Genomic DNA, 20,550 nt, shown 5'->3' with positions numbered 1-20,550 from the left:
GTAATTACTCAAACCGTGGTCTGTTCCCATTCCCCTGCAACAGTTAAATAAGCTTCACTTAATAGCTAAGGAGCTGACATACCGCAAAGCAGCTTCCATAGTGAGCAATCCTTGACCCTGTAAACTGAATACCAAAGCAGGTGTCACACAACCAGTGTTCCGGACCCACTCCGCGGGACTTTCTTTCTCCAACTCATCAGAGATTTTCATCAGAGAATCCCCTCCTAGCTCTTGAACACACGTGCCAAACGCAGAAGAAAATAACTTCTTTGCATCGCCATCGTTCTCGAGAAACTTTTGATAGGTTAGATCACTCAGAGGCGTGGCAGGGCGTTGGTAAAAAACGTCACGCGTTATCGTTTTTTCAGCTGAAGCGACAACTTCTTCACGAGAAAACAAAAAGCTTCCATCCTTATAAGTGCCCACAACATTTCTGCTGTAGCAAACACTGGTTGATGGCTCACAGAAGTGATACTGAATTACCAAATTTCCGTCTATTACAGATAGACCATGCGATACATCCAGCCCCCGCTATTGTTCATTTTTTTCGTTGGTACAAGACTGTTATTTTCAAGAACATCTTTTCCGCCAGAAGTGACCACGAGATCATAAAAATCAGGCCCGCCCTCGGACAACTTTATAACGTCTGCTTGCCCATCCCCCGTCACATCAGCATTAATGACAAGATAATCCCCTGCACTGACCCTAGCAGCGAAGCAAAAAATAAATAAGCCCAAAAACAAACTATCTAAAAATTTTTTCATTTTCCCATATCCTTGTAAATTGAGCTCGACGCTCAGCATAACTACTCGTGTACAGATTTATGACTTTCGTAATATCATTAACAAAGGATCCAGAGTCTCCCTTATCCGCAATATTATACAGCTCATTTTTTAACCAAAAATAGACTGCTGACCTAGCAGCATACTTTGGCTGCTCCAATAAAGCTGGATTATTTATAAAATTCAAATTTTCACCAGGCCAAAGCCCTGGGTACTTATTAGTAAAATCATTGTAGTTGTATCGCCCAGTTAACTGTTTCAGACCACGACCTCGATATTTCCAACCATCTCCACTTGCAATATTCCCATTACCTAGATCAGAGTTTCCAGTAATTCCATTATATGCTCTGTTGGCGATTTCAACTTGATTCGCACTTTGCACATTAGGTTTAAACCCATACAGATCAGCTTCGTCTGGCCTGTTTCTGAAATAAACAAATTTATCAATCAACACTTGAGGCCGGTATTTAAGCGACTCCACAAGAGCATAGCTATCGCCAACCTCGACGCGCACTTGTGCAAAAAAATGACTTAACCGTAGAGGGGTATCGAGTTTATACTCTGAAAGCCTTGGATTTAATTCATCCGCTAAAAGCTGCAATTGGGAGGAATCATCAGCACTTTTGAAAACCGCCTTAAGCATCGCCAAAGTAATAATCATAGAGCTTTGCGCTTTGGCGTTCGCAATGAATTCAACAGGGTGAAAATGCCAAATCATGCCGGTACTTATGGAAGCTTTTGCTCTCAACTCATCCCAAAAAACATAGTTATTTATTCTTTCTTTTTCATGCTTTAGAGTTTTGGGCGAATGTACCAGCTCTGTATCCAGTTTGCTCCACTTAGGTGCATCTGCCTTGTCTTTCCATTCGGTCGGATGATGGGCTACCAATTTTGACCACTGCATTCTCGTATCAGGATTTTTCAAAGCGTCAGTCAATTCATCCGGTTCGACTTCACCATTGCCGCTTTTATCGACCTTATTAAAAAGACCCTGAAAGAACTGAGGCATATCCTTATGATCAAGAAACCCATCCGCTGCTGCATTGGTTTCCTCTACAATCTTGAAACCAAGCTTTTCCCAGTCGTGTTGCGTGATAATCTGCGCGCCTGCTTTTTTTACCAGCCCGCTGACTGCCCCCTCTTTTTCGGCAACGGTGATTTCATAATACTCATCATTACCTTCTTTAATAATAGGTGCAATGTTCAAATCAACCGAGTGCTCTAGCTTCAACACTGAACTGCCAGTTACAGGAGATTTTTTCTTTAATTCACTTTCAGCGGGCAAATACAAGTACTGCTTGCCGACCTTCAACCCAGCCGTATTCTTCAGAAAATCTTGAACATCAGCCTCAGCGGTAAAAATTTCAACATGAACTTGGTGCTTACTCGCGACGCCTCCATCTTCGCCAGTCAGGTTTTCAGTCAATCCTAGATATCCTATCGGGTCACCAGCCTTGATCCCGCTATTGGCTGGCTCTACCGAATCAAAACTAGCAGGGATTACCTCCCAGGCAACGAACTCATTTTCTACAATTGCCCAGAAGCTGGGAGGGAGGTTGCCCGCCCCAGCCAAGCTACCACTGCTGGTACATTTCGCCATACTGCGAGTCGAACCAGAGACATTGAGGTTCAAAACGTCCTTGCTTTCGAATTCTACAATACTGCCCTGTGTAAGCTGCATCGTCCCCATTTTCGCGCCAGCAGGCTGACCATTCTGCGGTGAAGCGGGGTCCTGATAGAGATCCAGCTTTTTGACTGCAGTACCCTTCACCTTACCTTGCCAATATTTGGGCTTGGATCGCTCCGGGATCGGGTCTTCCAGCCATATACGAGCAGGTTTGGAGTTTTTGTAGGGCTCTCCATCTTTCAGATAGACGAACCAGACTTCTTGCCCGACTTCCCTCACCTTATGCGAATTTTTCTTCACACTACCCGACAAGATCTTTCCTTTGGCGTAGGTGAGGTTAACTACATCCTTCTGCTCTAAGATCTCGAGCTTCGTACCGGCGACTAATTTCCCTACATTCTCAACACTACTGGTTGCGGGAAAATCATCGTAAGCCTTGAAGTCACTAACCTTCATGGTTACTTTTGTTTTGGGTCTTTCGTTATCGGACAAGGGGTAACGTTTGAAGGGAAGCAAATGCATGTAAAGACTGAAAAAGGTCAGCTTGTTTTGTTTGCCCTTATTAGGCCCTTCCTCCGGATTCGGCGCAGATTTGTACTCATGCCGTACCAGACAGAACGAGTTGGAATACTTCAGTTTTTTCTCGTTATCACCGAACGTCGACTCCAGATAGTCTTCGTTAAGTCGATAGGCCACCACCTCGCCGTCGGCCATGCAGCGGATCGGTTCGTTCAAGATGCACTGGGGAGCGCTGGCATTGCTGATATGAATGCCACCATGCCAGAACTTATTACTGCCGAGGAGATAGTGACCCGAAGTTTCTTTTTCTAACGCCTTATATATTTCATCGGCACTCTCAAACTGCTTCCCATCCGCCTTTCTGAATGGGTATTGGAAACTCATGAGCGGCGACCCCGCTGGAGCAGGGGTCGGTGCAGGCGCGGGAGCAGGCGCCGGTTGCGCACCGCTTTTGTACTCTGCTTTCGGCCGCAAGTACTTGTCAGGCATCGGCCAGTAACCGCTACCGGCACCGTACTTTGCGGACTTCGGCCCAGTCGAGCTCTGTGAGCCGAAGAAGTTACCCTTGGTCCGGTGGACGTCCATATCCTCGATCACACCGGTATGGTGCATTCCTGTCCAAAGCGCAATATCACCCGGCTGAACACTGTTGAGGGGTATGACTTCGAAGTGCGTGGTGTCTGTCGCGAGTTGGCGTGTGGTGCGGTACGGAATGTTGTACCCCGCATCACCGAGCATGAGATTGAGTAAGTGAGAACAATCGATTTCCTTCCGGCCGTCACTGTCTTCGTCCGCAGTTCCACCCTTACCGTAACCGTATTCGTATCCGCTGCTGGGGTAGTTGACCCGCTGCTCGAGTAGTCCTGTGCTCATCGATAGCATCCTGCTTTAAAGGCAATGAATTGAATTATTTGCGGTAATGCCTTGGGTGCTTAGTCGTTCAACGCCTCTTGCACCTGCCTCATTGCCTTTCTTGTCGGCCTCTTGATAACAGGCCATCGCCCGGGGCAAATCACCAGAGACGATGGCGCCGGCCTCATAGGCGCCTCCTAGTTGAATCAGTGCATCCGGGGAGCCGAGCCGGGCAGAGTTCACAAGAGCGCCCAATGATTTTTCTGGACTGACACAGGCTCGTGTCTCTTCGTAATTGCCTTCGTCGCAATAGAAATCGGCAAGGGCGACCCCTGCTTCAGGCACGTTTATGGCAGCTGATTCCAGGAGCTGAAGGATCTTTCCATTTTCCAACCGTGGTGCTTGACCTGAAAGGCTGATCCCCGCCGCTGCGAAGGCCGCCTCTGCTGAGCCTTGATCTGCCCCATTCAAGTAACTATTCAGAGCGGAAATGTACAACTGGCTGGCAGAAGATGAGTCGGTATCAATACCCAGCTGGTTATACAATGCCCCTCTTTTTAATGCGCGCTCACCCGACGAGTTTTTTAACTTCGGGTATTGAGCATCAAGTACTGCCTCAAGCGACCAGTCTTCAATACGGGTCAATACCCAGCAGTCGTTATGTTTGAAAACAAAGATCTTCAGCACTTCACCGTTGTGATCGCGAACAATCACTTGGTTTGGCAACTGGACTTGCATGCTCAACTCAGACTTCGCGATGCTGTCCGGAGCAAGCATCACTAGCGACTGGAGGTCTAACACCTTCGACTTCCGCTCCAACACTCGCGGCTTCGAGTCGGTGACGGCTACCGTCTGCTCGATCACGGGCGAGGCAATAAACGCTTGCTGCACCTCCGGCTTGGCCGAGAATTCTTTTACGAAATCTGCGAAGTTATCACTCGGGCATTGCACTGTGCTCGATTGCGCAGCAAAGGCTCCTGAACACGCCCCGAACGCCAGCAGCGCCAGACATTTCAGCTTGAATTGACGCACTCGGTTGTTCTTTCTCATCACGAACTCATCACTCAGAAAACACAAAAAAAGCCTTCGGCTTAACCTTCTCAGGCGGCGAATTCGCCAACGCCTGATCCATCAAACTCCCCGCCTTATCCTTATCCGCCGCACCCGGCAGCACCGGCGGTTTAATCCCGATCCCCGTGCCGGAGCCAGCCGAGCCACCCGCATTGATCTTGATCACCGGCCCAACCACCGTAACCCCACCGCCATCCAGCTTGATAAAGCTCCCACCGCCAAGAATGGTCAGCTCCGTCCCGGCCTCAATAACAATCTTGTCCCCAGCCTTGAGGTGAATCTCTTTCCCCACGCTGGTCAGCTGCGCCGTGCCCAACTTCACATGCTGGTTCTGCCCAATCGTCAGGTGATCATCCAGCTTCGCTTCAATCTTGCGATCAGAGATCGTGGTGCGGTGTTCTTCAGCCTTCAGCTCGGTGTAAGTGTTCTTCACCACCGTGTCGTGACGTTCATTTCCGACGCGAATCTTCTGGTCGTGCTCAACGTTCTCATCCCAGTCACGCTGCGCATGAATGTAGATCTGCTCCGCACCTTTCTTGTCTTCAATGCGAAGTTCGTTATAACCACCACCACCCGGTGAGCTAAGCGTTTTGAACACGCTGCGAGTCTTGTTCGCCGGCAGTGCGTACGGCACCGGGTTTTCCTTGTGGTACAGGCAGCCGGTGACAAGCGGTTGGTCGGGGTCGCCTTCGAGGAAGGTGACGAGGACTTCCATGCCGATGCGCGGGATGGAGATGGCGCCGTAGCGGTCGCCGGCCCAGGAGCTGGAGACGCGCAGCCAGCAGCTGGTTTTGTCGTCGGCGAGGCCTTCACGGTCCCAGTGGAATTGCACTTTGATGCGGCCGTACTGGTCGCAGTGGATTTCTTCGCCTTTGGGGCCGGTGACCATGGCGGTCTGGCTGCCGAGGACGCGTGGTTTCGGGTGTTCGAGGGCCGGGCGATAGAACACGTCCCACGGGGTGGCGAGGAAAGTGTTGCGGTAGCCCTGGTGGAAGTCGTCTTTGTTGTCGGTGGTGTCGCTGGTCACGCCTTCTTCGAGGACTTGCGGTTGTTTGCCTTCGTGGAAGATTTCGGTGAGCAGCCACAGGTCGTTCCACTCGCTGCGCGGGTGGTCGGACATTTCCATGAAGTGGCCGCTGACCAGTCTGGTCTGGTCGCCGCGGCCTTCGGCCTGGCGGTAGTCGGCGCGGTGCCGTTCGAGGGCGCGCTGGCTGAGGAACTTGCCGCGCGCGCGGTCGATGAAGCGGCCGGGGTAGTCGTAATCTTCGAGATCCGGCTCGGTGCTGTCGCCGTCAGGTTTGTACGCCGCTTCCATTCGCAGGCGCGGTTTTTCGAAGTCGTAGTCACGGCGAGTGGTGCGCGTGGTGCGGGTTTCCAAGCGCAGTTTGAAGGCTTTGATCACCGGCTCGTCGGCGACCATGCCGCTGCCCTGCACATAAGCAGTTGGCTGCCCAAGGTTCTGGAACACGGTCTGGTCGTCGCCGAACACCAGCAAGTGGGCTTTTTCGCTGTGCTGGAAGTGGTAGTGGATACCTTCTTCTTCGCACAGGCGCTGAACGAAATGCAGGTCGGTTTCGTCGTACTGCACGCAGTAGTCGCGATCCGGGCACGGCTGGCTGAGCTGGAAGCTGTAGGCGTTGCTCTTGATGCCGTGCTCTTCGAGGATCAGCGCGATGATCTTCGGCGCCGACATCTGCTGGTAGATGCGCTGGTTGGTGCGGTGATGCAGGTATTGCAGTTGCGGCACGATCGAGACTTTGTAGCGGGTCAGGCGCTTGCCGGCATCGCCCTGGGCGACGCGGTAGATCTGCCCGTGGATGCCCGAACCTTGTGGATCGAATGCCAGAAACGCCTGCTTGTGCAGCAGTTGTTCGAGGTCCAGATCGGGGTTTTCGCTGACCAGTTCGAGGTCGAAGCGATACGCCTGGCTGATGCCTTCGGTGCCGGTGAAGGACAGCACTTGCAGGTCGCCGACGTAGTCTTCGACCTTGAGGCTGAAGTGGGTTTCGTTAGCTGAGTTGAACATCGTGTGCTCCCTGTTCGAATGTCATCCGTTACGCCCGAAGTCGCAGACGTTGCAGCCAGGACGAAGTGGCGCCCAAGGCGTCACGCAATTGTTGGGCAGTGATGGTGCGTTCTGCCGGGTTGAAGCTCAGCGCGGTTCGCAGCGCTTGCCAGCCGTGCTGGGGTAGATTGGCTGGGGCGCGCAGTTCGCGCTCCAGGTGCTCGTCGCGGGCCTGGGTCGAGGGCAAGCGGCGGAACGGGTGTTTGCCGCCCGCCAGTTCATAGATCACGCAGGCCACGCCGTACACGTCCGCGCTGGCCGACAATGGTTGGCCCTCAAGCAGTTCGGGGGCGGCGTAGCCCGGGGTCCAGGCGTTGAAACGCTCGCGGCTCAGGTGCGGCAGACCGGGCAAGGTGCCCTCCTCTGCCTGTCCCAGACCGAAGTCGAAAAGGCGCAGGCCGTCTTCGCTGAGCATGACGTTGCTCGGTTTCAGATCACCGTGCAGCACGCCGCGACGGTGGGCGTAGGCCAGCGTGTCGAGCAGCGGCAGGACGATGTCACGCAATTCTTGCCACGGCAGGCCGAGGGGCCGCTCGCAGAGCAATTTGTCCAGGGTCAGGCCACGCATGTATTCCATGGTGATGAAGGCCCGCTGGCAGTCGGTGTCGACTTCAAAGGTGTGTGCACGCACAACGTTGTCGTGGCGCAGGCGTCGGGTCAGGGCGAACTCGCTGTAGAGCAAGGCACTGGCGTCCGGCGATTCGGCAAATTCTTCGCTGAGGATTTTCAGCGCAATGTAAGGATCGGGATCGCCGAACTGCTCATGCAGCAGATCCCGCGCCCGGTAAACGGCGCCCATGCCACCGGCCCCGAGCAGACGCTCGAGGTGGTAGCGACCGGCGAGTACATCTGGCAGCGCACCGATGCTGGCCTTGGTCGGCGCCAGCAACGGTTCGGCCTGGTTGCCCTTCGCGAAGGCGAAGTAGGTCAGATTGTTGGCCTGCTCTTCGCTGATCAGCAGGTCATCGATGGGCGATTCGAGTTCACTCATTGGCGGATCACCACGGCAGTCAGGTTGTCCCGCGCAGCGCCACGCAGGGCGCCGTCGAACAAACGTTCCAGCGCCACGTGCGGCGCGCTGAGGCTGAGGGCGTTGCCGAGGGCATCGCTGCTCAGGCCCTGATACAAACCATCGCTGCAGAGCAAAAACACATCGCCCGGATAGACCTCGAGTTCAAGCACATCCAGGGTCAGTGTGTCGGCGGCGCCGACGGCTCGGGTGAGTGCCTGAGCCGCCGGGTGCGCTGCCGCCTGTTCGACGCTCATTTGCTGCTCGTCGATCAGTTGCTGTTGCAGCGAATGGTCCTTGGACAGTTGATACAGCCGCTGCCCGCGCCACATGTAGCAACGACTGTCGCCGGCCCAGATGCAGGCCGCGCGATTGCCTTCCACCAGCAGCGCGACGACGGTGCTGCCCATGATGCTGTCGTGACGTCCGGCAGTGACCGTCAACTCCTGCCCCAAGCGCCGGTTCAGCCAGTGCAGGCACTGGCGGATGGCTTTGAGGCGTTCGTCGAAGTCCTCGTGTTGCGGCAACTCAGCCAGGCTGGCGACGATCAACTGGCTGGCAATGTCGCCACCCTGATGACCGCCCATGCCGTCCGCGACCACCCACAGCCCATGCTGCGGCGAGTCGAGGAAGGCATCTTCGTTGCGCGCCCGCACCTTGCCCGGGTCGGTACGCGCCGCGCTGCGCCAGGGACTGGCCACCAGCATCAGAGCTGCACCGGCATACGGAAGGTGCGCAGTACGCCCATGTCGAACGGGTTCGGCGTGCGCTGGCTGGTCAGCAGGTAGTTGGCGCGCAGGCCGCCCACGTCGGCTTTCAGTACCAGCACGTCGCGACCGTTCAGGTACTCGGTCTGCATCAGGTCGAACAGACGGAACAGCGACCATGGGCCGGAGTTCTTCTCGATCCCGATCGGACGCCCGGCCATCTTGTCCATGACCAGGCTGGTGCGACCATCTTCAGCATCGGTCGGCCACTTGAAGGTCATTGGCAGGATCGGGCCGTGACGGTATTCCATGGTCTTGTCGCCGAACTTGAATTCGGAACGGCTGACCGCCGGATCGAGGGTGTACGGCTCGAGCTTGAACTGCACGGTCGGCTCGGCCGGGTTGATCGAGAAGAAGCTCTGGCGAATGGTCTGCGCCGCCGCCATCTGATCGAGGTAGACCTTCGATACCGGCAGGCTGTGACCGTCGACGCTGCGCATGCGGTAGTTGCCCGGATCGCCGCTGACGAATGGACGCATGTAGCTGTCGAAGAAGCGGTCGACGGTACCTTGAGCACGGAAGAACTCGCGGAAGTCGCTGATCGCCACGTCGCTGGTGCTGCTGGCGCTGAACGGATAACGCTTGCTGATGGTTTTGCCATACACGCTGTACAGCTCGTTCTGATAACGGCCGTTCAGGTATTGATAGGCATCGTTGAGCACCAGACGCCACGAGTCCTCGGCCAGCACGTTGAACCACACGCTCAGCGGACGCGGCAGACGACCGGAGGCATTGCGCAGGTTGGTCAGCGCATCACGCTGGCCGCTCATGCGCGTCTTGGCCATCTCGAACGCGGCTTGCTCCGGCGTGCTGGAACGGGCCAGACCGGCCAGTTGCAGTTGCAGGTCGTTGAGTGCGCTGAACGCTGGCGTCAGGTCGGCGCCCGGGCCGTTGTTGTCGTCGAGCAGACGATGCAGCGGTTCGAAGCGGCGTTGCAGGGATTTCTTCGCGGTGTCCGGCAGGTTCTTCGCCACGTTCAGCGCCGAAGCCTTGTCGGCGGCAGCGGCGGCGAGTTTGCCGACCTTGCCCAGTTTGCCTTTCTGTCCGGCCAGCGCATCGGCAGCTTCGCCGGCTTCATCGACCGGATCAGCCGCGGCTTCGAAGCGGGTGTTTTCACGCACTTCGGTGAGCAGCGCGAGGACCGGCGAGTTGGCCGAAGTCAGGCCCGCCAGTTGCTCGGCGCCTTCGCCAGCGTCGCTGATCGGTGGCAGTGCGACCTGGCCAACGGCTTCGCTCCAGTAGTTGGCGTAGTCGCGGAAGTACAGCTGCTCAAGCTCGACCATCAGGCGACGCAAATCCATGTCGCTGATGCCCGCGCCTTCGCCCAGCACCCAGTTGTCACGCAGGATGTCGGTGACCAGCGCCGCGCCCTGCACCGAGAAATACTGCTGATAACCCTGCTGGGTGTAGAAACCCGGGATCACGTATTCAGTGCCGATGAACAACGAACCTTGCGGGCCGAGGTGCTGGCTGAAGCGGTAGTCCGGCAGGTTGCGCGCCTGCTCGCGGAGCATGCGGTAAACCACGTTGGCCAACGATTCGCTGCGCAGGACCTGACGCGCCTGCGTCACCAGTTGATCGTTCAGCGGGTAGATGAACGGCTGCTTGAGCAAGCGCTCAAGGTGCGTGTTCAGACCATTCTGCACCGCAGTGTTACCGGTGTAGCGCTGCGACCAGTCAGTGGCGACCCAGTCCTTGAGCCACGCCGCGTCGCGACGATCCTTCATGTTCAGCATCAGGTACGCGCGCAGGCTGTTGAGCAGGCGATCGCGGTCCTTCATGTTGGCGCGGATCTGCCCCTCGAGCATGGTCGCCAACCGTGGCAGCAACTGCGCTTCAAGCTCACGCTCGTAGGCGGTTTTCACCACCGGGTTGATCTCTTCGCCTTGATACAGGCCGCCACGTTCGTGGTACGAGACGTCGCCCTTACTCGGGAACACCTGGGTCGCGGCGTAGCTGGTGTCGAGAACTTTCAGCACACCCATGGCGTCATCGCGCGGCGTTACGGCCGAACGTTGCTGGGTCCAGTTCTGTGCCAGCGTGCGCAGGTTTTCCAGACGCTCGTAGTTGGCCGAAAAACCACCGGCCCAGAGCATGCCGAACAGTGCCAGTGCTGCCAGTGCGCCGACGTACAGCGCACGCTGGCCCCAATGAATGCGGCTGCGCTCGCGCTTGTCCAGACCGGCCAGATCGGCCTCGGGGAAAATCACCTGGCTGAGCAAGTGGTGGATGAATCGCGAACGACCGCTGCGCAGAGTCGGCAGCACGCCGGCGTTCATGCCCAGGCTGGCGCCGATGCCGGCGGTGGTCGAATCCATTTCCTGGGTCAGGTGCGGCGCGCTGGTCAGGTAGAAACCGCGCAGTTGCGTGGCGCGCTGATAGCGGTTGCCGGTGAACGCCATGTCGACGAACAGGCACAGGCGCTCGCCGATCTGCCCGAGCTGATGCGGGAAGTCGAGGATGCGGCCACGGCGCTGAGTGTCGCGCTCGGAGTGCATGCGCATGATCACTTGGCTGTTCAGGCGGCGCAGCAGCTCTTCGAACTCGTTGCGCAGGACCGTGACGTCGGTGCCGACCTGATCCTTGCGGAAACTGGTGCCGAGCACCTGATCGCTTTCTTCGCGGGTCAGTTGATCGAAGAACTCGTCGAAGCCGAGCAGCTTGTCAGCCTTGCTCAGGACCAAATACACCGGCACGTCGACGTGCAGTTTCTGATGCACATCCTGCAGACGGCTGCGCACCTGGCGTGCGAGGGTTTCGATGTCCTGCTCGCTGCCGCCGGTCAGGGTTTCCACCGGAATGGTCACCAGCACGCCGTTCAACGGACGACCGCGACGACGCTTGCGCAGCAGCTCCAGCAGTGTTGTCCAGGCGTTGCCGTCGACTTCGGCGTCCGGTTGAGTGGTGTAACGCCCGGCGGTGTCGATCAGTACACCGTGATCCGCGAAATACCAGTCGCAATGACGGGTGCCGAGGGTGTCGCGGGTCAGCTTGCGGTCGATCTTGTTGATCGGGAATTCCAGACCGGAAAAATCCAGCAGGCTGGTCTTGCCGGAGGCCTGCGGACCGATCAGCAGGTACCACGGCAAGTCACTGCGCCAGCGCTCGCTGCGACCGCGATACAGGCTCGACGTCTTCAGGGTTTTCAGCGCGTCCTTGAAACGCGCCTTCAACTCTTTCTGTTCTTCGTCGATCAGCTCTTCGCGGCGGATACGGTCCTGACCGTCCTCGCTTTCTTCCTCGGCTTTCTTGCGGATACCCGCGCGCCAGCTGACGAAGACCATGGTCAGGCCCCAGATCAGGAACAGCACGCTGATGGTCAGCAGGCGCGAGGTCGCGCTTTCCCAGAACTTGTAATCATCGACCGCCAACAACGGGCCGACGAACCACACCAGCAGCGCCACGAACAGCACCAGCAGCAGAGTCCAGACCCAGGTCTGGCGCAGGAAGGCGCCGACTTTCTTGAAAAACTTTTTCATCACACGTCCCTGTTTTACGGCTGCGCCTGCGGTTGCACCGCGGCTGGATCAAGCGGCTGATAAGGATGCAGAACGGTGTCGCGTTGTTCGCTCAGGACCCAGGCGAAGCCCGAATACATCACCACCAGGCAGACCAGAGTAAAGAGCACCACCATCCACGCCGGCACGATGCGCACCAGGTTGCGGCGCTGATCGTTGAGACCTTCCCAGTGCGGCGACAACTCGCGCGGCACGTCGCCACGCAACTGACGGATCTGCCGGTACAAGGCGTCGCGGATGCCTTCAAGCTCAAGCATGCCGCGCGCCTGCACGCGGTACTTGCCCTCGAAACCGAGGGACAGGCACAGGTACATCAGTTCGAGCATCGGCAGGTGCTTGACCGGGTTTTTCGACAGCCGATCGAGCAGCTGGAAAAACTTCTCGCCGCCGAAGGTTTCGTTGTGGAAGCTGCTCAGCAGGCTCATCTGCGACCACTCGCTTTCGTTGCCCCACGGCGTGGTCACGACGGCTTCGTCGACCACGGTGCAGAGCACGTAACGCGCGGCCATCACCTGGCTGCTTTCGGCGCCGTTGTGCAGGGCGCGTACTTCGAACAACTTCAGCCCGGCGGTCAGACGCTCATTGAGAGCGTACAGATCTTCACGGGTTTCGCTGTGCTTGAGGCGCACCACTTCCGAGAGCAGGTCGGACGAGGCCGCGACCAGCGAGTTGAGGCTGATATTGAACGCCTCCGCCGGACGCAGGCGCGCGGCGTAGATCATGCGTTCTTCCAGTTGCTCGAAACGCGGCGGCGCGGCGAAGTCGGTCAGCGGACTCGATGCCGGTCCGTGGCCCTGACGGTCGAGCAGGACGGTTTTGTCGTCCTGGTTGTAATCCGTTTCCTTGATCATGTCGGTCAGTTCCTGATGGCCCAGAATTTCAGTTCAAGCTCGGCGAATTCGCCGGACACGTGGAACGCGAAACCGCCGGAGCGCTCGAGTTGTGCCAGGTCTTCGGAACTGAGTTCGAGGATGAAATAGGTTTTGTTCGAATGGAACGCGATCTGCCGTGGGGCCACCGGCAACGGTTTGACCTTGATCCCCGGCAAGTGCAGGTTGACCAGTTGGCGGATGCGCTCCACCGGGCCGACCTTGAGGTGCTGCGGCAAGCGCTGACGCAGTTCTTCGGAGTCGCAGTTGGCACTGGCTGCCAGCACGAACGAGGCCGAGCCGAGCAGTTTGTGGTCGTGCAACGGCGAGACGATGATGCCGTACTGACGCGCCTGCAGGATCAGTTCGATGGCGTGCTGTTCGAGCACCATCGACAGCACCTGACGGATCGCTTCCATCAGTTTGCGAAAGCTCGCGCCCTGATCGGCGTGGGAGTAGCGGCTGTCCAGACGCGGGCGTTTGCTCTCGCCGGAGAAGGTCGCCAGATCGCCGAGCATGGTCAGCAGCGTGCGATACAACTCTTCCGGGTGAACCTGCTCAAGACCGAGGTAATGGCGCAGCAGCAGTTCGGTACGGTTGATCAGTTGCAGCATCATGAAGTCGCCGACTTCAGCGCCGCCGACCTTGCCGTTGGAGCGAATCCGCTCGGCGATGGTGTCGCCACGGTGGCTGAGCATGCTGATGACTTCTTTCAGGCACGACAGCAGGTAGCTGGAGGCGTGGGCCTGAATGTAGGTCGGGACGAAATCCGGGTCGAGGCTGATCACGCCGTCGGGCGTGGTGTCGAGCACGTCGCAGATTTTCAGCTTCACGTAGGCCTGATCGCTCTGCTGCTCGCCGAGCAACAGTTTGAAGTCCGGACGACCGCAGCTGACCTGGCTGGCGGAATCGTCGCCGGCGTTGGAGTCAGCGACTTCCGCGTCATACGCGGTGTAGCGCGCGAGCACGTCGGATTGCTCCGGGCGCCGGGCCTCGATGTGGTTGCCGGTGACCAGCGGCAGCGCCAGATAGATCGGCGTATTGCCGGTGTTCGGCGGCACGTCCAGCGCCAGCGGCTCGGTGTTGCCACCGAGTTCGAACAGGCTGCCGTCCGGCAGAATCCCCGAGGCTTCACTGATCACCAGTTTGCCCATGTTGAGGAACTGCAAGTCGATTTCCAGATTGAGAAAACCCCAGGTGTAGCCACCGAGCAATTGCGTGCGGGTTTTCATCTGGTGATCGTAATAACGATCGTTGTGCTGGAAGTGCTGCGGTCGCAGCAGCATGCCTTCCTGCCAAATGACTTTATGGGTGTTCATGATCAGTCATCCGCCTTGGCGAGCACTTGTTGGGTGTTGCGGATACCGGCCTGATCGAGGGTCAGATCAGCCTCGGTGAGTTCCAGCGGAGTGATCTGCACGGTGTGGCGCCACTGGGTATCCGGCAGGTCGCGATAGGCGGCGAGGATGCCCACGTAACGGCTGCCCTCCTCCACGCTGAGTTTCAGTTCCACGGTTTCACCCGGGCGCAGTTCGAGTTCTTCGCTGGCCACCAGATCCGGGTTGAGGGATTCCTTGGCGCGCTCGTAGAGGCTGAAGAAATCAGCGTTCTCGAAGGTCACCGGGTGTTTGAGTTCGAACAGGCGCACGACGATCGGCGACGGCCGCCCGTTGAGGTCCGGATTGAGCTGATCGCTGCCGGTCAGCTTGAGGTTGATCTTGGTCACTTTCGAGTACGGCGACAGCGACGAGCAACCGGCAAGCAGCACCAGCACGGTGAGCGCAGTCAGCGTCTTGAAAAAGCGGTCGAGCGGCGAGACATGCGCATCATCCTTGGTGGTCGGTGTGGAGGGTGGAGATCAGGCGGATCTGTTCTTCGTAGGCCTGGGCGAAGTCGCGGGCCAGCAGACGCTCGCTCCAGTCATCGTCCTGACGCAGTGCCTGGTGATAGCGGCCGAACGCTCTCCAGCGCCCACCCGATGTTGCAATCAATGGCTTGTTGTCGCGCTCGAAACGCAGGGTCAGCTGCTCTGGCGAGAAGTGCTCCAGCGTGCCGCGTACGGCGGCGCGACTGGCAGTCAGCAGCGCCACTTGGTGCGCCTGCAAATCACGGAATGCGCGGGAGATCGCCTGCTCGGCCGGCAGATGGCCGGGCTTGCTTGGCTGCAACAGAATTTGCAGTGCTTCGCTCGGGTCGACGGCGAATTTCAGCGGGTTCTTGTTGGTGCCCTGCACGGTGGTCTGGGCCAGACGCAGCTCGTTTTTCAGCTCCGAGCGGGTGCGCAGGCTCTGCTGCAAACCACCGATGCTCTGGCGCAGCAGCCGCGCAGCGTTGAGCGCCAGCGCTTCGCGTTCGTCGTGGCTGAGGCCTTTGACGTCGACGCCCAGCGCCGCGCCGAAGTGTTCCCAGAAACCTTCGCTCTGACGCTCGACGGCTTTCGGCGCAGGCGCCGGCTCAGGTTCGACCGGGGCGGCAATCAGCTCGGGGACCATCAGGCTTTCCATGTCGATGCGCGCGTAGTCGGCACGCTGACGGGAATCTTCCGGCTTGGCGGTGGGCGACAGCAGCTCATCGATTTCCGAGTAGACGCGCTCTTGCTGTTCGAGGGCGTTGAGCGGGTCGAGGTCGAGGAACGCGTCATCCGGAATGATGCTGCCAGCGGCGCGCGGGCGGCCGACTTCGCCGTCGAAGGTCGCCGGGTCACGGACCAGCCGCGCACGGATCTCGAAGTCGCCGAGAATGTAGGTGCTGCCGTGCTCGATGCGCACCGGCTCGCCCTTGTGCAGGCGCGCGCCGCTGCTGCCGTCCTGGACACCGTTGCTGCTGGTGTCGGTGAGGAAGAACGAGCCCTCGCGGTAGCTGACAATCGCGTGGTGGTTGGACAGGTGCCGCTTGCGGTCAGGGATGATCCAGTCGCAGTCCTCGCCGCGCCCGATCACGCCGCCGGCCTGCTTGAAGGTCCGCTGGCACAGCTCGGTGGGCACGAACTGCTTGGTGTTCAGCATTTCGAAAACCAATTCCATGTTTGATGCTCCTTGCGGTCACTTGCCGCGATTGACCGCTTGCGGATCACCCAACGGGCGATAGTCGTTGTCGTTGAATTTGTAATTGCCGCTACAGCCGCCAAGGCCGCATAGAACGACGAGGGTCAGCAGGACAGCGTGCCAGTGACGAACAGACATCAGAGGGTCTCCAGGTGTAGACAAAGCACAAAGCGCCGACCCTTGCGGGCGGCGCTGAAATGGGTTTTTGCGGAAAGATCGCTGACCTTTTGCCTAGCCATCGAAATCTCCCAGATTGATGTTCAAGCGCCCCAGTCGATACAACAGCGTCCGCCGTGGCAGGCCCAGTTCGCGGGCCGCGAGGGTCTGGTTGCCGTCGTTCTTGCGCAGACAATCGAGGAGCAAAGTGCGCTCGACTTGCTCCAGGCGTTCGCGCAGATTCAGGCCGCTGTTGTCTTCGGGCATCGGTTCCAGGCGCAGGGAAAAATGCTCGGCGAGCAACTCGCCACCCTCGCAGAGCAACACCGCGCGCTCGACCAGTGCCTTGAGTTCGCGAACGTTGCCGGGGAAGGTGTAACCGCACAGATGCTCCAGCGCCGAATCCGACCAGCGCACCGGATCACGCTGCAGAAAGGTGCAGGTCTTCTCGGCGAAATGCCGGGCCAGATCGAGGATGTCGCCTTCGCGCTGACGCAGGGCCGGCAGCTCGATCGGGAATTGTGCGAGGCGGTAGTACAAGTCCTCGCGGAACTTGCCTTCGCTGACCAGCGCCGCCAGATCACGGTGCGTCGCGGCGATGATGCGCACGTCGATCTTGTGCGTGTCGTTGGAACCCAGCGGACGAATCTCGCCTTCCTGCAACACACGCAGAATCTTCGCTTGCAGCGACAACGGCATGTCGCCGATTTCATCGAGCAGCAACGTGCCGCCATTGGCCGCGTCGAACAGCCCTGCGCGATCTCGATCGGCGCCGGTGAAGGCGCCTTTGCGGTAGCCGAACAGTTCGCTTTCCAGCAGGTTTTCCGGGAACGCCGCGCAGTTCTGCACGATGAACGCCTGGGAGCGACGCGGGCCGCAATCGTGGATCGCCCGCGCCACCACCTCCTTGCCGGTGCCGGTCTCGCCACGCAACAGCACGGTGTACGGGCTGTGAAGGATCTTGCTGATCAGCGAATAGGTCTGGCGCATCGCCGCGCTTTTGCCGATCAGGCCGTAGCCGCTGATGCTCGGCACACTGCGAGTGGCGGTGGCCGATTCGGCGGCTGGCTGACGCAGGCGTTGCAGCAGATGCAGTTGGCCGAGCACGAACGAGCCGAGCTGGCCGAGGGAGTCGGCGAAACCCTGCAAGTCAGTGCGACGACGACTGGCACACAGCAACAAGCCCTCAACCGACTTGTGCTGATTGACCAGCGGCACGCACAACAGCGACTGCCACGGCGTGCTCGTCGCCGGTAGAAAACTGGTTTCGTGCAGGCTGCCGGTCAGGTCGTCGAGGCACACCACGCGGTTCTGGCACAGGGCAAATTGCAGCAGTTGTTCACCGTTGTAATCCGCCGGCAGGCTCGCCGCCTGACGCGGTTGCAGCGCGCCGTCGAGGCACTCGGCATTCATCCCCAGGCAGGTGTGGGTGGCGTCGAGCAGATACAGCTGCGTCAGTTCGCAGCCGCTCAGCTCGGCCAACCCACGGACGAATTCACCCAGCAGCGCAGCACTGTCCGCCGCGCGCGAAAGACTGGCGAACTGCGCCAGCAACGCTTCGGCATAGACCAGTGGCTGCGGCACCTGAGTGAACATCACGCCCACCTCAGACGAACTCGCAGGTCACGCTGGAGTTGCCGTCGAGCGTGGCATGCACACGCTTGAGGCTCTCGCCGGTCGCCATCGCATCAAGCAGACGATCGGCCACCAGCGGCAGCACGTGTTGATCGAGCAGATGATCGATCAGGCGCGCACCGCTTTCGCTTTGCGTGCAACGCTCGGACAGGTGATCGACGAGGTTCTGGCACCAGCTGAACTCCAGCTGACGACGGTTCAGGCGCTCGCCAAGACGGCCGAGTTTGATCTCGATCAGCTCGCGCAGCACCGGGCCGCCCACCGGGTAGTACGGCACCACTTTCATCCGCGCCAGCAGCGCCGGTTTGAAGTGTTTGCTGAGTACCGGGCGAATGGTTTCTTCGAGCACTTCGGCGGTCGGCCGCGCGCCGTCTTCGCAGAGTTCGCTGATCTTGTCGCTACCCAGGTTCGAAGTCATCAGGATCAACGTATTGCGGAAGTCGATTTCGCGACCTTCGCCATCGTTGGCCACGCCTTTGTCGAAGATTTGGTAGAACAGGTTGAGCACGTCCGGATCAGCCTTCTCGACTTCATCGAGCAACACCACCGAATACGGCTTCTGGCGCACGGCTTCGGTGAGCATGCCGCCCTCGCCGTAACCGACGTAGCCCGGTGGCGCACCGATCAGGCGCGAGACGGTGTGCTTTTCCTGGAACTCGGACATGTTGATGGTGGTGATGAAGCGGTCGCCGCCGTACAGCAGGTCCGCCAGTGCCAGCGCGGTTTCGGTCTTGCCGACGCCGCTCGGGCCGACCAGCAGGAAAACCCCGACCGGTGCATCAGGCTTGTTCAGACCGGCAGCGGTCGCGCGCATCGAACGATCCAGCGCGTGCACGGCTTGTTCCTGACCACGGATGCGCGTGCGCAGGTCGGTGGCGAAACTGGCGACCTTGGCGTTGTGCTCGCGGGCCAGTTGCGCCAGCGGCACACCGGTCCAGGCGCTGATCACTTCGGCGACCAGACGCGGGCAGACTTCGAAGCTGACCAGGCGTTCTTTGACTTGCGCAGCCGTCAACGCGGCGTGGGTTTCATGCAATTGGGCTTCCAGCGCTTCGACGCTTTGGCCTTCTTCGACTTCGGCGACCAGAGTTTCAATCACGGTGCCTTCGGCGTCTTCTTCCACGCTGACGGTCGGCTCAACAGCTGCAGCCTCGCGGGCCTTGGCCAGTTGCTGACGCAGTTCCAGCAGACGCTCGGCCAGCTCTTTCTGCTCAGTCCACAGGGTCTCGAGCGCAACCATCTCGCTTTCCGCTTCGTCCAGCCGCGCTTCCAGCGCATCCAGCGCTTCGTGGTCGATCAGCAGACCGGCCTCGGCATCGCGACGCAGGGCCTGACGCTGACGACCGCCTTCAGCCAGTTCGCCACGCAGGCGCTCCAGACTTTCCGGGGCCGCAGCGAGGCTGATGCGCACGCGGGCGCACGCGGTGTCGAGTACGTCTACAGCCTTGTCCGGCAGTTGCCGACCGGCCAGGTAACGCGCGGACAATTCAGCGGCGGACACCACCGCGTCATCGCGCAGGTAGATGCCGTGGCTCTTCTCGTAGACCTGAGCCAGACCACGCAGAATGGTCACCGCTTCGCTGACGGTCGGTTCGTGCAGTTGCACGGGCTGGAAGCGACGCGCCAGCGCCGGGTCTTTCTCGAAGTATTTCTTGTACTCGGCCCAGGTGGTGGCAGCGATGGTGCGCAGTTCGCCACGGGCCAGTGCCGGTTTCAGCAGGTTGGCCGCGTCGGAACCGCCGGCATTGCCGCCCGCGCCGATCAGGGTGTGAGCTTCGTCGATGAACAGAATGATCGGTTTTGGCGAGGCTTTGACCTCATCAATCACGCCTTTCAAACGACGCTCGAATTCACCTTTGACGCTGGCGCCGGCCTGCAACAGGCCCATGTCCAGCGAGAGTAATTCAACGCCTTTGAGCACCTGCGGCACTTCACCAGCAGCGATGCGCGAGGCGAGGCCTTCGACGATGGCGGTCTTACCGACACCGGCCTCACCGACGACGATCGGGTTGTTCTTGCGCCGACGGGCAAGGATGTCGACCATCTGGCGGATCGCGCCATCGCGGCAGAGCACCGGGTCGAGTTTGCCGTCGCGGGCCTGTTGGGTCAGGTTGTGGGTGAAGCGCTGCAACAGCGATTCGCCCTGTGCGGCCGGTTTGCCGTTGGCCGCCGGTTGCTCCTGTTGCGACAGGGCAAATTCTTTCAGGCGATCAATGTTCAGTTTGGCAAGCAGCGGTTGATAGCGGCTGCCGGCATAACGCATCGGGTTGCGCAGCAACGCCAGGATCAGCGCCGCGTCTTCGACCTGGGTCTGGCCCAGTTCGAGGTTGGCCACCAGCAGTGCGTCTTGCAGCCATTGCACCAGTTCCGGGGCGAACACCGGGTTGCGCGAAGCGCTGTGCTCGACCCGCGACTGCAATGCAGCGGTCAGTTCACCGGCGTCGACGTCAGCATCTTGCAACGCGCGCGACAGCAAACCGTTCGGACGCTCGAGCAAGCCCAGCAGCAAGTCTTCGACCAGAATCTTGCTCCCGCCACGGGCGACGCAACGCTCGGCCGAACGTTCCAGATCACGACGGGTTTCGGCGTCCAGCGCCTGGATGAGTTGTTGCAGGTCTACGTTGATCATGGCTCAC

At 59.1% G+C, this 20,550-nt stretch carries 14 protein-coding genes and 1 pseudogene; all 15 read right to left on the bottom strand.

The genetic code is table 11. The features are described 5' to 3' along the window. Positions 1-54: 54 nt before the first annotated feature. The gene (locus ACZZ0K_RS24620; protein ID WP_463559539.1) at positions 55-426 is read right to left on the bottom strand and encodes a hypothetical protein; all 372 of its coding nucleotides are present in this window, start codon (positions 424-426) and stop codon (positions 55-57) included. A 71-nt stretch (positions 427-497) separates the two neighbouring features. Next, positions 498-764, bottom strand: coding sequence for a hypothetical protein (locus ACZZ0K_RS24615; protein ID WP_463559537.1), 267 nt, complete (start codon positions 762-764; stop codon positions 498-500). After that, positions 745-3,801 carry a glycoside hydrolase family 19 protein gene (locus ACZZ0K_RS24610; protein WP_463559536.1) on the bottom strand — a complete coding sequence of 1,019 codons (3,057 nt, stop codon included), beginning with the start codon at positions 3,799-3,801 and terminating at the stop codon, positions 745-747. The genes ACZZ0K_RS24615 and ACZZ0K_RS24610 overlap by 20 nt, the downstream gene beginning before the upstream one ends. A gap of 15 nt (positions 3,802-3,816) precedes the next feature. Then, complete coding sequence (locus tag ACZZ0K_RS24605) at positions 3,817-4,830, bottom strand: SEL1-like repeat protein (RefSeq protein WP_252885020.1); 1,014 nt, start codon at positions 4,828-4,830, stop codon at positions 3,817-3,819. A gap of 10 nt (positions 4,831-4,840) precedes the next feature. After that, positions 4,841-6,877, bottom strand: a complete 2,037-nt coding sequence (locus ACZZ0K_RS24600; protein ID WP_258707351.1) for a type VI secretion system Vgr family protein — start codon at positions 6,875-6,877, stop codon at positions 4,841-4,843. Between the two features lie 28 nt (positions 6,878-6,905). Further along, entirely contained in the window at positions 6,906-7,907 is a 1,002-nt protein-coding gene (locus ACZZ0K_RS24595) for a serine/threonine-protein kinase (RefSeq protein WP_217849762.1), read from the bottom strand. Further along, positions 7,904-8,632, bottom strand: coding sequence for a PP2C family protein-serine/threonine phosphatase (locus ACZZ0K_RS24590; RefSeq protein ID WP_041476618.1), 729 nt, complete (start codon positions 8,630-8,632; stop codon positions 7,904-7,906). Before ACZZ0K_RS24590 ends, ACZZ0K_RS24595 begins: the two co-directional genes overlap by 4 nt. Further along, a complete protein-coding gene (gene tssM / locus ACZZ0K_RS24585) occupies positions 8,632-12,171 on the bottom strand; it encodes a type VI secretion system membrane subunit TssM (RefSeq protein ID WP_258707352.1) in 3,540 nt (1,179 codons plus the stop codon). Before tssM ends, ACZZ0K_RS24590 begins: the two co-directional genes overlap by 1 nt. Before the next feature lie 14 nt (positions 12,172-12,185). Next, positions 12,186-13,061 (bottom strand): type IVB secretion system protein IcmH/DotU, encoded by an 876-nt coding sequence (gene icmH / locus ACZZ0K_RS24580; RefSeq protein WP_016772511.1) that lies wholly within the window; start codon positions 13,059-13,061, stop codon positions 12,186-12,188. A gap of 5 nt (positions 13,062-13,066) precedes the next feature. Next, positions 13,067-14,398 carry a type VI secretion system baseplate subunit TssK gene (gene tssK / locus ACZZ0K_RS24575; RefSeq protein WP_016772510.1) on the bottom strand — a complete coding sequence of 444 codons (1,332 nt, stop codon included), beginning with the start codon at positions 14,396-14,398 and terminating at the stop codon, positions 13,067-13,069. 2 nt (positions 14,399-14,400) lie between these two features. Beyond that, positions 14,401-14,900, bottom strand: a pseudogene (gene tssJ, locus ACZZ0K_RS24570) (type VI secretion system lipoprotein TssJ). A gap of 5 nt (positions 14,901-14,905) precedes the next feature. After that, positions 14,906-16,102: a type VI secretion system-associated FHA domain protein TagH gene (gene tagH, locus ACZZ0K_RS24565; protein WP_056790868.1), complete on the bottom strand. Its 1,197-nt coding sequence runs from the start codon at positions 16,100-16,102 to the stop codon at positions 14,906-14,908. 18 nt (positions 16,103-16,120) lie between these two features. Continuing rightward, complete coding sequence (locus ACZZ0K_RS24560; protein ID WP_003229566.1) at positions 16,121-16,261, bottom strand: hypothetical protein; 141 nt, start codon at positions 16,259-16,261, stop codon at positions 16,121-16,123. 93 nt (positions 16,262-16,354) lie between these two features. Further along, entirely contained in the window at positions 16,355-17,875 is a 1,521-nt protein-coding gene (locus tag ACZZ0K_RS24555; protein WP_150742887.1) for a sigma-54 interaction domain-containing protein, read from the bottom strand. Positions 17,876-17,885: 10 nt separating this feature from the next. Then, a complete protein-coding gene (tssH, locus tag ACZZ0K_RS24550) occupies positions 17,886-20,543 on the bottom strand; it encodes a type VI secretion system ATPase TssH (RefSeq protein WP_258707353.1) in 2,658 nt (885 codons plus the stop codon). Positions 20,544-20,550 lie beyond the last annotated feature (7 nt).

This window comes from Pseudomonas sp. AC255 (assembly GCF_979258175.1).
The sequence above is the reverse complement of the archived record's forward strand: the minus strand, read 5'-3'. Positions and strand labels throughout refer to the sequence as shown.